At 58.6% G+C, this 12,883-nt stretch carries 13 protein-coding genes and 1 other RNA gene; 5 read left to right on the top strand and 9 right to left on the bottom strand.

Features of this window, described 5'->3' with window-relative positions; translation table 11 throughout:
* The first annotated feature begins 45 nt into the window (after nt 1–45).
* Nucleotides 46–837: a hypothetical protein gene (locus LKE90_RS03805; protein WP_291490949.1), complete on the top strand. Its 792-nt coding sequence runs from the start codon at nt 46–48 to the stop codon at nt 835–837.
* A gap of 76 nt (nt 838–913) precedes the next feature.
* On the opposite strand, the gene LKE90_RS03800 is transcribed toward LKE90_RS03805, so the two are convergent.
* The 5 genes from LKE90_RS03800 to LKE90_RS03780 form a co-directional block, all read right to left on the bottom strand.
* Nucleotides 914–1,729, bottom strand: coding sequence for a TIGR00282 family metallophosphoesterase (locus LKE90_RS03800; RefSeq protein WP_291490994.1), 816 nt, complete (start codon nt 1,727–1,729; stop codon nt 914–916).
* Nucleotides 1,730–1,803: 74 nt separating this feature from the next.
* The gene (locus LKE90_RS03795) at nt 1,804–2,388 is read right to left on the bottom strand and encodes a 5-formyltetrahydrofolate cyclo-ligase (RefSeq protein WP_291490948.1); all 585 of its coding nucleotides are present in this window, start codon (nt 2,386–2,388) and stop codon (nt 1,804–1,806) included.
* Nucleotides 2,389–2,404: 16 nt separating this feature from the next.
* Nucleotides 2,405–2,561, bottom strand: a non-coding RNA gene (gene ssrS / locus LKE90_RS03790) — 6S RNA.
* Between the two features lie 9 nt (nt 2,562–2,570).
* Nucleotides 2,571–2,909, bottom strand: a complete 339-nt coding sequence (locus LKE90_RS03785) for a cell division protein ZapA (protein ID WP_010666544.1) — start codon at nt 2,907–2,909, stop codon at nt 2,571–2,573.
* 3 nt (nt 2,910–2,912) lie between these two features.
* A complete protein-coding gene (locus LKE90_RS03780) occupies nt 2,913–3,296 on the bottom strand; it encodes a hypothetical protein (protein WP_291490947.1) in 384 nt (127 codons plus the stop codon).
* A 77-nt stretch (nt 3,297–3,373) separates the two neighbouring features.
* Between LKE90_RS03780 and LKE90_RS03775 the strand changes: the two genes are divergently transcribed.
* Both LKE90_RS03775 and LKE90_RS03770 read left to right on the top strand, forming a co-directional pair.
* Nucleotides 3,374–3,826, top strand: a complete 453-nt coding sequence (locus tag LKE90_RS03775; RefSeq protein ID WP_291490946.1) for a hypothetical protein — start codon at nt 3,374–3,376, stop codon at nt 3,824–3,826.
* A gap of 36 nt (nt 3,827–3,862) precedes the next feature.
* On the top strand, nt 3,863–4,519 hold the full coding sequence (locus LKE90_RS03770) for a thiamine phosphate synthase (RefSeq protein ID WP_291490945.1): 657 nt from the start codon (nt 3,863–3,865) through the stop codon (nt 4,517–4,519).
* Between the two features lie 19 nt (nt 4,520–4,538).
* Here LKE90_RS03770 and LKE90_RS03765 read toward each other — a convergent pair whose 3' ends face one another.
* Together LKE90_RS03765 and LKE90_RS03760 are read right to left on the bottom strand one after the other, a co-directional pair.
* Nucleotides 4,539–6,065: an FAD-binding protein gene (locus tag LKE90_RS03765; protein WP_291490944.1), complete on the bottom strand. Its 1,527-nt coding sequence runs from the start codon at nt 6,063–6,065 to the stop codon at nt 4,539–4,541.
* Between the two features lie 182 nt (nt 6,066–6,247).
* On the bottom strand, nt 6,248–7,210 hold the full coding sequence (locus LKE90_RS03760; RefSeq protein ID WP_291490942.1) for an NrtR DNA-binding winged helix domain-containing protein: 963 nt from the start codon (nt 7,208–7,210) through the stop codon (nt 6,248–6,250).
* Between the two features lie 417 nt (nt 7,211–7,627).
* Between LKE90_RS03760 and LKE90_RS03755 the strand changes: the two genes are divergently transcribed.
* On the top strand, nt 7,628–8,314 hold the full coding sequence (locus tag LKE90_RS03755; RefSeq protein ID WP_291490941.1) for a carbonic anhydrase: 687 nt from the start codon (nt 7,628–7,630) through the stop codon (nt 8,312–8,314).
* A gap of 135 nt (nt 8,315–8,449) precedes the next feature.
* The gene (locus LKE90_RS03750) at nt 8,450–9,220 is read left to right on the top strand and encodes an endonuclease/exonuclease/phosphatase family protein (RefSeq protein ID WP_291490940.1); all 771 of its coding nucleotides are present in this window, start codon (nt 8,450–8,452) and stop codon (nt 9,218–9,220) included.
* An 87-nt stretch (nt 9,221–9,307) separates the two neighbouring features.
* Here the strand turns inward: LKE90_RS03750 and LKE90_RS03745 are convergent, their stop codons facing one another.
* Together LKE90_RS03745 and LKE90_RS03740 are read right to left on the bottom strand one after the other, a co-directional pair.
* Nucleotides 9,308–10,231: a transglutaminase family protein gene (locus LKE90_RS03745; RefSeq protein WP_291490939.1), complete on the bottom strand. Its 924-nt coding sequence runs from the start codon at nt 10,229–10,231 to the stop codon at nt 9,308–9,310.
* The gene (locus tag LKE90_RS03740) at nt 10,228–12,843 is read right to left on the bottom strand and encodes a circularly permuted type 2 ATP-grasp protein (RefSeq protein ID WP_291490938.1); all 2,616 of its coding nucleotides are present in this window, start codon (nt 12,841–12,843) and stop codon (nt 10,228–10,230) included. The genes LKE90_RS03745 and LKE90_RS03740 overlap by 4 nt, the downstream gene beginning before the upstream one ends.
* Nucleotides 12,844–12,883: the final 40 nt, after the last annotated feature.

Raw genomic sequence — 12,883 nt, 5'->3', positions numbered from 1 at the left:
AATATCCTGAAGATAAGCTGGTCCGAACAGATCAAGGCCGGACGAGTGCAACCTTCCCATATTTCCCCTCATGTTTTCATCGCCACGCCCTGTTTCGGCGGACTGGTCACGCAGATTTACATGCAGTCCATCATCGGCTGCATGGCCATGGCGCAGCAGCACGGGATTGAGCTGACCCTCTCGCTCGTGGGAAATGACGCACTGATCACACGTTCACGCAATACATTGCTGTATCAGTTCTATGCCCAGAGCGACGCGTCCCACATTCTTTTTGTGGATAGCGATATCGGCTTCAGCCCGGATGCGGTGCCCCGTCTTGTGGCGACCGGAAAAGACCTTGTCGCCGGGCTTTATCCTCTCAAGGATCGCTATTGGGATTCATTCACGAACATTCTTACGAAAAGAGGCGAGCCGACTGAAACCGCGTCCCTGCGCTATGTCGGTGAAAGCACTTCCCTTCATGAACATCCCCCCGGCGAGGGCGCGGACAGGGGACTCGTCAAGGCTGGCTATGCTGGGACAGGTTTCATGCTGATCTCCCGACAGGTCGTGCAGCGCATGATCGAGGCCTATCCGGAAACTCGTTACAAACGGATCGACGCCCCGGTTGGACAGGACAATTCGTCCGCCGTCGAGACGGAGGCCCATGCGCTCTTTGACTGCATGATCGACCCTGAAACCGGCACCTATCTCAGCGAGGATTTTACCTTCTGCAAACGCTGGCGCGATATCGGTGGTGAGGTATGGCTCGATACCGGAGTGGAACTTTCCCACACCGGCGCATCAACCTTTACCGGTGATCCTTCGCTGCGTATGGGCATTGTCAGAAACAAATAAAGAGGCCGAAACGTGAGTTGCTCGATAATCAACGAGTTAGAGCAAACTCACTGAGACTGCGTTCGGGGAGCTTGCCCTAGAAATCCGGCATCGCTCCCGACAACATGCCTCCCTGCCGCAAGGGGGCCACCCTGCGGGCAAGACCGGTGGTGTCATCGGTCTCGACCATCAGGCCACAGACCGTCGCCTCGCCTTCCGCCGGTTGCAGGCGCTCACCCGGCATCTTGCGGACAAACCGCGAGACGGCGGCCTCCTTCTGCATACCGATCACGCTGTCATAATCACCGCACATGCCAGCATCGCTCTGAAACGCCGTGCCAGCCGTGAGAATACGGTGATCAGCGGTCGGCGTATGCGTGTGCGTGCCGACCACCAGCGAGACCTTACCGTCCAGCACATGACCGAGCGCCCATTTTTCGCTGCTGGCTTCCGCATGCACATCAACGACAGCCGCCTGCACCGTGACACCCAGACGATGTCTGGCGAGCAGTTCAAGCGTCATGCGGAAAGGATCATCGAGAGGGTCCATGAACAGACGCCCCATGACATTGACCACAAGAGCTTTCCGTCCATCGGCAAGCGTGACGACCGTGCTGCCCTGTCCGGGCGTGCCGGGAGGAAAGTTCAGCGGTCTCACCACCTCCGGCATCCCGTCGATTTCCCCGATAAGGTCCCGACGGTCCCATGCGTGATTGCCGAGCGTGATGACATCGACACCGCAGCCCATCAGATCGCGGGCAATGCCGGGAGAAAGTCCAAATCCGTGACTGGCGTTCTCGGCATTGACGATCACCAGATCAAGAGACAGCTTCCGGCGCAGTTCCGGCAGGCGTGCCGTCACACCGTCACGACCGCTCCGCCCGACGATATCTCCCAGAAACAGAATTCTCACGACATGACTCTCACAATAATCTCCGGTTTTCGTGGTGCTGATGGTCGGGAATGACACAATGCGACGCGGCCTGCTTACGGAAGAAGACCGTCCGCAGGAACAATGTCCTCTTTTTCGGTGACGATGACCGGCAGCGGCACATCAAATGGCCCCACCGGGATGTGGGGCACTTCCTGCACAGAAAAGGCATAGCCTATGGGACGGGCATCGGGCAAAGCGGCGAGAGTGCGGTCATAATACCCGCCACCATAACCAAGCCGGTATCCACGACGGTCAAAAGCCAGCATCGGCACGAGTATGACGTCCGGCACATCGACCGGACCATCCGGATGGACCGTCCCGAATCGCCCTTCCTGCATCGAACACGCAGGCTTCCACTGCCGGAAAAGCAGCGGAGACCCTTTGGGCGGTGTTTCGGGCGTCAGAATCTGCCAGCCCTCCTCACAGAGACTATGAAAGAGCGGGCGCAGATCAACCTCATCCCCCATCGGCCATACGCAGCCAATCCGCGCCGGAGGGAACATGCAAAGCAGTGCATGGAGACGGTCGCACACTCTCTCAGAGACCGACGCATCAGCATGCCGCAGCGCTGTTTTCATCGCGAGACGAATGGCCCGCTTGTCATCTGCTGTCTGGGGGAGATCTCCAGAGCCTGTCATGGAGTCGGGAGAACCGTGTGGAGCCACCCTGGCCGTTGGACTTTACAACCTCCAGGACCTGCTAGTGCAGGTGGGCGCCGGAATACCATGACCAAGATCACGACAGAGCCAGCTCCCGAGGAAGTGCTTATCGGCCCAGGGGATGAATTGCCTGACGCACCGGGCAGCTCCACGCACATAACCTAGTGCGCCTCAAGCGCCGCCGCAATGGTTTCCGCACGTTCAGCCAATAAAGAAAGTTCATCCATGAGACGCGCATTCTCGCGCGCGGCGGCCTCACCGGCGGCGATAGCCTTGCTGGCTTCCGTGGAAATCAGTTCGGCTGTGAGATCCGAGAGCTCGTCAGCCATCAGAAGGGAAGCCAGAACCAGAATTTTGGCTTCTCCACTGAAGCCAAGCGCCCTAACCCGCGCCACCCGCTTGCTGACTTCCTGCGCCATATCGAGCAGATGACGCTCTTCTCCGGGCTCGCATCCGATCTGATAGGCATATCCGTTGATGCGGACTGTTACCTGCGGCATGAATCAGTATCCTTCGCCGTGCTGTGACGCATCATGAGCGGGAGTGTGGCCCCAGTCATCGTAAGCGGCCTGCCCCTCCGGCATCCAGTCGCGGCTTTCATCAGACAATTCCTGCGACGGAACGTACGTAGAACTTTCAGGCGGTGTTTCCAGCGGATGAGCCGGAGCCAGATTGCCCAGAACGTTTCTGACATCAACCATCAAGGCATCGAGCGTCGCCAAAGCTTTCTGAACGTCCGGCTGCGGCTCCTCGACGATAGTTTCAGGAGCAGATGGCGGAACCTCCTGCCTGCGATACTCAAGTGCGAAGGCGATCCTGTCCAGCGCGGAACGAAGCCGTGTAACAGGGTCGACGGGCCTATTGTTGTCCGGCTTGTTCTCGCTCATATGCGACACTTGACTCCGCCTTATGCACATCTTTGGAATTTTGTTAGAAATCACCCGCAAAGGATTGAACGTCAAGCATGATCCGGCAAATCTGCCAGCATCTTTCCACGGAAAATGACGATAACAACCCCGACTGTGTCTTCATGGTTTCGACTTTACGGGAAGCCTGTGGCGCGCTCAGGGCAGTTCAGGGCAATGGCTGCTCAAAAGTTATACTCATCTCTCCTCCGGCAGCAGCCGGTTGCATGGGCGGTCCCTGGTGGATGGCGATGATGACACAATGCAGAAGCTTTCAGGATCAGGAGCTGGCCTCCCCTGCCTTCGTGGATATTCTCGATTGCGGCAGTCAGGCAGGCAGGGCCGTGTCAGCCCTGACACGGGGACAGAAACATATCGTGTTCGACCCCGCCTCCCCGCAAAGAAAAGCTGTGGAGATGCTGGCGGCGTCACTCGGCGCCACTGTCCTCTTCCAACGTCCAGATACGATTCAGCCTTCCCCTCTTGGCATCGTCGGTCCTTCCGGGGAATAAGCTGTCTCACAGACAATCCCGCTCCCGGAGACTGGAATGAGCAGCAAACAGCCCGACACGGGACGACTGGTAGAACCCTGTGAGGCATATCTTGTCACTCCTCCCCTGCGGGAGGCCTCCTCTTTTGTCGGCCTGCTCGACCATGCCTTGACGGTGCTCCCTGTCGCGGCTGTCCGACTGAGGCTCGCCGATACCTCGCCCGGCACGATGAAGCAGACGATTCTCGACATCCGGCAGGTCATGGACCGGCATGACGCCGCGCTGATGCTGGATGGTTTTCCTGAACTGGTGCGCGAGACAGGGTGTGATGGCGCGCATGTCGGGGCGGAGGATGTTGCCGCGGCACGAAAAATACTGGGAGACAGTTTTCAGCTCGGCGCCGCGTGTGATTTCAGTCGGGATCTGGCGATGCTGGCGGGTGAAAAAGGGGCTGATTACGTGGCTTTCGGGCCATTTGGCGCCCAACCCGAGACGGATGGTCTCGCCCTTCTGACATGGTGGCGGGAAATGATGGAATTGCCCGTGGTCGCTGCCTACAGCCCCGCATCAGAAACAGCCGGTCTTCTCCCCGATGAGACGCTCAGAACTCTTGCAGGAACGGCGGATTTTCTCGCGCTGGGGATTACGGGTGATGGTGAGGGGTTCGACGCCCTCTGGCAGACGCCGGAAAAGTTCCTGCCTCTGTTCGCCTGAGACGTCAGTCAGCCGACCCTCAGGAATCTGACGGACGATGATCCAGCGCCGTCAGCGAGCCTGCCGTGTCCAGCGTATTGAGGTCATGCACATCGTAGGCGATGGAGCGCACCATCGCCGCGAGTGACTTTTCGCAGAGTTCCGTATGACGGGCCGCACCGGATTCCGCCGTGAAGTCGGAACGGAAATGCGCCCCCCGGCTTTCCTCTCTCTGATAGGCTGAAATCATCATCATCTGAGCCACCAGCGCCGCATCGTCGCAGGATGCCAGACGGGAAACCCGAAACAGCGCCTGCCGCAGGGACGAGCCTTCACGCACAGGGCCCAGCCCCATCTTCACAAGCGGACGCAGCATCTCCGCGACACCATTAGGCACAGAGAGATCCGGCGTTATCATGGACACGTCGATCCGCGTGTTCTTCGATTCATTCAGCACGCTCTCCGCAACCATCTCACTGCAAACGATCATTTCCAGAAGAGGATTGGCCGGGAGCGCTGACGCTCCATGAAGACCTGTGCTCGCACATTCACCGCAGGCCCACAGCCCGGAGATGGACGTCCGCCCCGCGATGTCGGCCCTGATCCCGCCAATATGGAAAGCCGCCGCAGCTTTCACGGGCAACGCCTCACTACGGGGATCAAGCCCGACACTCGTGCAGCGTTTCAGAAAACGGTCGAAATGATCACCCGCAATCGCGGACTGGCCGGAAATCTGCCTGCTCAGATCGAGAAAAACGGCGTGTCCTGTATCCGCATGCCGCTGGACGAACCGGGCGAGACCATCCGAATCCTCCCCCGCCACATCAAGCTGGTTTCCTTTTTCATCGAGAAGGGACACCTGCCCTTCCCATAAATCCGGCGGAACGGAAAAGCTGCTTTTTCCGGTAGTTTCGATGGACAGGGCAAACGGATCGAACCGGACAAACTCCATGTCACACAACGTCGCGCCAGATCTGGCCGCGATCGCCATGCACGAACCCGTTCCGCGGGACAGGCCGGGGTCGTTGCCAAAAAGCCCGCACGCGCCACTGCCAGCCATGATCACGGAACCTGTATCAAGAATGCCTGTTTTATCTCCTGTTGCGAGAACTGCGCCCCTGACATGACCTTCTACAAGAATGAGCTGGCGCAACGCGGTTGCGGGAATGATCGTGACATTCTTTCTTTTCGCCAGAATACCGAACAGGATCGCGTAAAGAGCGCTTTCAGAATCCGGCCAGCCATGCGTTCTGATGAAATCGAACCTCGCAAGACTGGCCATGGCCTGATCCATGCGTCCCATGACACACTGCACGACATCGAGCCGCGCCAGTCCTTTCCCGGCGCGAAGCGTGCGGGCGGCCCTTTCCGTAGAGGAACCTGTTTCTTTCAGCAGAGAAAACAGACTGTCACAACCGGCATCGGAAACCTGAGGCTCCCTCCCGGCGATAAGGATGCAGGGCGCGTCATTCATGTGGAGAGCGACAAGCACTCCGGCAATACCCGCGCCGACAATCAGCGGCTGTCCACGCAGTTTTTCAAGATTGACGGTATGAGCCGCAACCATGCCACTTTCTCCTCTGAGCCGCACAGATCCAGTCCAAGGCTCTGCTTTTCCGCCCTTACGCCATCGGGCATTTCTGCCACGCAACCAGACTGTCCTGCCGCTCCGGGTCCACGGGGAGCCAGCCACCTCTTTTCCCAGAGAAAAGTCAGCAAAGGGTTACTGCGTCCCTCCCCCATCCGGATCTAATTTTCCTCGCTGGTCCCGTCCTGACCTTTTGTCCGTCTGCGATGCGAGAAAAGCAGATTTTCGATTGTTTCCGCATCTGTCAGTGTATCAGCCAACGGAAGAACCAGCGGCATGCTCTGGGCATTGCGGGCGATGACCACATCGTTTTTAAACCGGAACAATCTCGCGGGCCGACCAAATATCTCGTCACTGACACCACCCGCTTCTTCAATCAGTCCGCAATTCGATACATTCCTACGAAATGCCTGTTTATCGAGCGTCTCACCCAGAACGCCCTCCATGGACGCCTGAAACTGCGGAATGGTGAAGCGCTCAGGCATCAGTTCCACCGGCATGAGCAGCGATCTGAGCGGCTTCCGGAGATGCCCCAGCCCCTGAGCAAGCCATTTGTAAAATCTGCTGCCAGCAAGTGTCATCATGTCCACCTGTCCCTCTTGAGGCAGATATCCGGCCTCAATAAGCACCCGGCAGCGCTCGGCAGCGAGTTCGGGACGCCATCGGGAACCCTCAAGCGCAAAAAGCACGCACAGTTTTTTACGCGCGCCGACCTGTTCGGACGTCGATGGAGGCGTGAACTGCCTCAGAAGCGCCTCGCCAAGCTGATTTTTGAGGCTGACGCCGTGATGGTTTCGCTGATCCTCCCACGGTAAAAAATCGTAACAGGATGACCAGCCCCTTCCGTCACCCCCCGTCTGGGTTGTGACAAGATAGGGAATCTCCAGATTTTTCCGGCCATCCGCAGTCACTTCGATTCTGGCCGACAACTGTTCGGCAAAGGCCGAAAAGACCCGACGACGGGTTACGATCAGCGCCTCCAGAGCCTCGCGGATCTGCGCTTCTTCCGTTCCGTAAAATTGCATATGTGGCAGGCCGCGCTGCCCGTCCGTCAGAACAAGCGGTTCGCCTGCCTGCAGGGCAACAGGCACCGCAGCAATGATGACCCCGGTTCCCTCCGTCATGTTGGGCGGATCATGTCAGCCACGTCTTTGGCTCACTTTGCTGGACGATGCTCTCGTGCGACGCTCATCGTTCCGTTGTTTCAGGCGAGCGTACGCGCTCCCATACATACCCCCAGCTCCGGCCCCCTGCTCCGGTCCTGCGTCCGGTTCCACGGTCTGCGGGCCCAGCTATCCGTGAAAATCCCCTTTAATCCCGTACAATTCTCCTGAAACATTGCGGGATACGCCGGACAGGACAAGCGAAACCATTGTCGCGTTGTCAACGCCCCGCTGTCCATTATGTCATAGCTGTTGCGCCGCAATAACTTTTCCTGTCGTTGGAAACCCGCTAGCCCTTCAGAGTTTTAAAACGCATGCGCGGCGTGCTACGCTGACGTCAGGATATGCAGCTTTTTCCTTATTATAGAGAGGGTCACAATGGCAGCCACCAGCGCCAGAGAAAGTCTCATTGCTCTTCTGCGCGGCGTTGAAAAGTTCAACACCGAAATTTTCCCTGAAAAGCAGAATCTTTTTCAAGAGCTGGCAGAGGGACAATCGCCCAGCACACTGTTCATCACCTGTGCGGACAGCAGGGTAAATCCCACCCTCATCACCCAGACGGACCCCGGCAATCTTTTTGTCCTGCGCAACATCGGCAACATTGTCCCGGCCTATGGCGAGATGCTCGGTGGCGTCTCATCAGCCATCGAATATGCCGTACAGGCGCTCGGAGTTTCCAGCATCATCGTCTGCGGCCACTCCAACTGCGGCGCGATGATGGGGCTGCTCGACCCCGACCCGTCCAAGCTGGACAAGATGCCGACGGTCAAATCCTGGCTCCGCAACGCAGAAGCGGCGAAGGCCGTTATCGGTGCTCTCAACAGCACGGATGTCGGACCCGCCGCCGTTCGCAGCCTCGCGGAACAGAATGTGCTGTTGCAGATTTCCCACCTGCGCACCCATCCGTCTGTCGCGGCTGCCCTCGCGCAGAACCGACTGATCCTTCAGGGCTGGTTCTATGATATCGGAACGGGTGAAGTGCTGGTTCTGGACGAACAGTCACGCAAGACCATCTCGATTGATGAAGCCATTGACCATCTTGAAGAGTCAAAAACTCCCGCCTGACGTTCTGCTTCCCTGATGGCGGGATCACTCCTTCCAACAGGAATCAGATCAGCCGCTGTTTCTGTGGGCCTCTGGCTGGCCGTGCTCTTTCCTCAGAAAGGGCATTGCCAGCCACTTCGCATCACGACCTGGAATATGAGCTGGCTCACATCGCGTGCGGCCTCTGACCCGGCTTTGCCGGAAGACATCTATCACCGCTCGCCTGAAGACGTTCAGCGTCTGGCCGATTATGCCCGTCGTGTCGATGCGGACATCATTGGATTTCAGGAAGTTGACGGTCCACAGATTGCCGCCAGAATTTTCCCTGCGGCCCGGTATCATATCTATATGACCGATGACCCTGTTGTGCAGCGTGTTGGTCTTGCCGTCAGAGATTCCCTCTCGGTCGAGCGTCACCCCGACCTTACCGGCCTGAACGTCTATCCTCCTACCGCACCACACCCTCTGCGTAGTGGTCTGGACGTGACGGTTTCCGATGGAAAAACCTCTCTCCGCATCCTTGTCCTGCACCTCAAAACGGGCTGCTGGGAAAATCCGCCTGACGAGCGCAAACATGCCTGCCCGACCCTGCGTCGGCAGTTCGAAGTCCTTTCAGACTGGATTCTCGAACGTCAGGATGAGGGAGAATCCTTCGCCATCATGGGGGACTTCAACAGAAGAATGACACCCGGCGACCCGCTTTTCCAGAACCTTTCACAGTCCGCCCCCCTCCTTCTGACAACGGCAGGCAAGGCCAGCCCGTGCTGGGGTGGTGAATATTTCATTGATCATATTCTTCTGGGCGGACCGGCCAGAAGCTGGCTCGTCCCCGACAGTCTGCGGGTCATGACGTTCAGGGGAGCGGGAGAAACACCGAAAAATGTTTCTGACCATTGCCCTGTTTCCGTCGAGCTTTCAGCTCCCTGAGATTTGCGCGGATCGGCGCTCAGAGAGGAATGCCCGCGCGGTCTGTTTCGGTGTTCACCGGAGGCCTCCATTCAGGAAAAAAGAATCTCAGGCCGTTTCCCGTGTCGGAAACGCCCCGAGATTCATCAGCGTCGGATCGCGTTCCCATTCATCAAGCGGAACGAGATCCACCCCGACACGCAGGACATCGCCACCACCGCCAAGAATCAACCCGCGAACCGGGCTGATATCGGCGTAGTCCCGGCCCCAGCCGAGAATCACATGCTCATCACGAACGACAATGCCGTTGGTCGGATCAAGACCGATCCACCCCGTTTCCGGTCCCAGCCAGACGCCAACCCACGCATGGGAGACATCCGCGCCAAGCCTGCGTTTCTGCCCGGCGACCGGTCTCGTGCGGATATAGCCCGACATATAGCGCGCGGGCAGACCCAGCCAACGTAATCCGCTCAGCATCAGATGCGTAAAGTCCTGACAAACTCCCTCCCGGCGCTGAAGCACTTCTTCCGGAGTTGTCCTCAGGTTGGTGACCCCAGACCGGAAGCGGAATTCCTTGTATACCCGCTCATTCAGCGCGAGCAGTCCTTCCAGCACAGGCCGTCCGGGAGGGAAGTCCGCCGCCACATATTCCCCCACAAGCCGGGAAGGCCCACCCATCGGGCCGCCGAACAGATACTGGGAAACGTCCGCGCCCCTTGCAGCGAGAAGCGCGCTGTCCTCCCACGCTGGCGTGCTGTCGGGAGGAGGCGGTTCCGGAAAATTCACATCGACATCGGACAGGGCGACGATATCGAAGTGCGAATGCGGCTCTTCGTGAAACAGCCACACGATACGGTTGCCGAAATGATCGACGCCTGTTTCACGCCGCACAGGCGCGGGATTGCATTCCAGTTGGGTACGCAGAACCGTCTGTCCCGGACAATCACGAGGCGTCAGATGCAGGATATGCGCCGCCAGATCCACAGGATGTCCATAGGTATAGGACGTTGTATGCCGGACACGATAAATCATGCCACGGTTCCATCCGTATCAAGGACGGTCTCGCTTTCGATGCCGACAAGCCGTGCAGAGTTGAGAACGGAGAAATAGCTGCGGCCTATCTGCTCGGAAAGGTGCAGAACAGCTTCATGCATCTCCTTCAGGGCCGGAGGCAGCGCGGCGGTGGCGGCATCCTGACTGGAGGCGGACACAACCGACGCCACCATCCCCGCCAGTGTCGCGCGGATATTTTCCGCTGTATGCGCCAGTTCATAGGAAGCGGATCGTAGTCCTTCCGGCATAAAGGGACTATCCGAGGCCAGTCCGGTCAGGGAGTTACGCAGGGCGGCAAGCTGGTAGGCCACACCACGGGGATTGTCTTCATCAAGCAGGAGAAGATCCAGCACGGGCGCTGGCTGCACCACCCCGAAATAACGGGAACGATAGGTAATGACGCTATCGCAGAGTTGCAGCATCAGGCGCAGCGCGGCTTCCATGCGACCACGCTGATAGACATCCGGCTGCTCAAGAACACCGGAACAGATGAGAAGCACGGACGACGCCCTCTCGATCCTGCGTCCAAGATCCAGAAACTGTCGGCCACCGGACAGAACCATGCTTTCCGCAGCAAATCCCGATAAGGTCGCGGAATACAGCAACAGATCACTCGTCAGCCCCGAAAGCTGGTCAAGCATGCGGGCCGGATCGATACGGCGGGGGCGCTGGTCGATCTTTTTGAGTAGTTCGCCTCCCCGGTGGGAGATGAAATCACGGACATCCTGCGTCAGCCGATCAACCAGTTCAGGAACAAGACGGATGATCTTTCTCAGCACACGGGCAAAGAAGCCATCAGACCCACCGATGGCGAACAGCCCGCGCACCATCCCGGCATAGCCGTAGGCTGCTACCGGTGTTTCCTGCACAAGCCCCATGGTACGCATCTGCCGCATCAGGACAGCGATATCCGCGAGTTCTCTGGGAGACGGGTCCGTACCGGACATGTGCGTCATGATGACACGCAGAAGACGCGCGCCGCTCTCGATCTGTTCGAGATAACGTCCGAGCCAGAAAAAATCATCAGCCGCCCGGCTGGGCAGGTCGCCCTGCGACCGACGGATGGCCAGCGGATACGGAGTGGAAAAAGAGGTTTCCTGAAAAGAGAAAGTCTCGTCCACCATCACCCAGACGTCCTTGGTCGTCTGGCCCTCTCCGATCGGTCCTGCTGTAATGGCCTGCCCAGCATCAAATACGCGGCAGACACCGCCGGGCAGGACTGACCAGCCATTTTCGTCCTGAATCGCAAACATACGCAGGACAATCGACCGGGGCACGATTTCCTTGTCGCCGACACAGGGCGACAGCGACGCCAGCGGTTCACGGCAGGCGACATAGCGCCACGGTTCCGCAAGGATTTTTTCCCAGAGGAGAGTACGCTGGCCGTCATCCAGTGTTGCAAGACGCTGGACCGGCAGTTCCTCCCCTATGGCGGATGCAACCGCCCAGTAGTCAGTCCTGCCATGATCGGGCTCAGGCCGTCCGAACAGAATCTGCTCAAGGAAAGCCCGATTCTCCGGCTGTCCCAGCCATAAACTCTCCACGTTCTCCAGATTCAGCGTTTCGCCGAACAGCCGTGACACAATGTCAGGCAGAAACGACTGCACGCCGAGCGCTTCGACAAATCCGGCTCTCGGGTCATTGATCAGCCGCACAGATCCGTTGCGGGCCGCATCAAGAAGACCCGACACGCCCGCCGGTCCAGTGCCTTCCAACTCAAGAGGATCAATCGAGTCAGCATTCTGGCGGACAAGAAGAACGTCTATCTTCCGTAGCCCTCGCACGGTCTTGAGCCACAAGGCCCCTTCCCGCACGGTGAGATCACCCGCCTCCACCAGCGGGCATCCCAGTTCCCGGGCAAGAATGACATGCTCACTCCAGAAAGGACTGGAGGGGCCCGGGGTCAACAATGCCGGATTGGCCGTCTCCCCCCCGCCCGTCTTCTGCACGCTGTCCTGCCAGCACTCCAGAAAAGGACGGAGCCTCTGAAGCGCCACACCTGCGAACAGTTCGGGGATCATCCTCGTCATCTGCCGACGATTTTCCAGAGCGAGACCGATCCCATTTCCCTGCCGAACTCGGTCGGCCAGCACACGCCATTCGCCGTCCGTTTCGCGGACAAGATCCACTGCATAGGATGAAATGAAATGCTGACCTGCCTGACGCAGAGCATCCACCATTCCGCAGCGGAGAAATCCCTTGTTAGCCCAGACGAGCGCGGGAGGCAGCAGGTGGTCGGCCAACACGTTCCGCTCGCCGTAAACATCCAGCAGAAGAGCTTCCTGCAGGCGGGCGCGCTGGATGATCCCGGCTTCCAGCCTGCTGAACTCATCGGCCTTCAGTAGCAGCGGAATAGGATCGCACTGCGCCCCGATAAAGCTGCCCTGAGCTTCCAGCGTTTCTCCAGCGCTGGACGAAGGCGAGGAAGGCAGCGCACCTGTCTGGTCGGCCAGAGCGAGCGCGATTTGCTGCTGGCGCGACCTCAGTTCCTGATGCCCCAGATCGGAAATGGCACTCAGGAGACGACGCCATTGCGGACGCACGCCTCCCTGACCGTTCACCATCTCATCAATTGGAATCGCGCCGTTCATCCGATCGCTTCTAGGGTGTCACGCTCTCCTCATGCAATCC

The sequence above is a fragment of the Acetobacter sp. genome (assembly GCF_022483985.1).
Classification (GTDB): domain Bacteria; phylum Pseudomonadota; class Alphaproteobacteria; order Acetobacterales; family Acetobacteraceae; genus Acetobacter.
The sequence above is the reverse complement of the archived record's forward strand: the minus strand, read 5'-3'. Positions and strand labels throughout refer to the sequence as shown.

Coding starts and splice junctions, on each gene's coding strand:
- LKE90_RS03750 (WP_291490940.1), top strand. CDS start 8,450: ATGAGCTGGCTCACATCGCGTGCGGCCTCTGACCCGGCTTTGCCGGAA.
- LKE90_RS03795 (WP_291490948.1), bottom strand. CDS start 2,388: ATGACAGGCTCTGGAGATCTCCCCCAGACAGCAGATGACAAGCGGGCC.
- LKE90_RS03770 (WP_291490945.1), top strand. CDS start 3,863: ATGAGCAGCAAACAGCCCGACACGGGACGACTGGTAGAACCCTGTGAG.
- LKE90_RS03785 (WP_010666544.1), bottom strand. CDS start 2,909: ATGCCGCAGGTAACAGTCCGCATCAACGGATATGCCTATCAGATCGGA.
- LKE90_RS03775 (WP_291490946.1), top strand. CDS start 3,374: ATGATCCGGCAAATCTGCCAGCATCTTTCCACGGAAAATGACGATAAC.
- LKE90_RS03740 (WP_291490938.1), bottom strand. CDS start 12,843: ATGAACGGCGCGATTCCAATTGATGAGATGGTGAACGGTCAGGGAGGC.
- LKE90_RS03760 (WP_291490942.1), bottom strand. CDS start 7,210: ATGACGGAGGGAACCGGGGTCATCATTGCTGCGGTGCCTGTTGCCCTG.
- LKE90_RS03765 (WP_291490944.1), bottom strand. CDS start 6,065: ATGGTTGCGGCTCATACCGTCAATCTTGAAAAACTGCGTGGACAGCCG.
- LKE90_RS03780 (WP_291490947.1), bottom strand. CDS start 3,296: ATGAGCGAGAACAAGCCGGACAACAATAGGCCCGTCGACCCTGTTACA.
- LKE90_RS03745 (WP_291490939.1), bottom strand. CDS start 10,231: ATGATTTATCGTGTCCGGCATACAACGTCCTATACCTATGGACATCCT.
- LKE90_RS03755 (WP_291490941.1), top strand. CDS start 7,628: ATGGCAGCCACCAGCGCCAGAGAAAGTCTCATTGCTCTTCTGCGCGGC.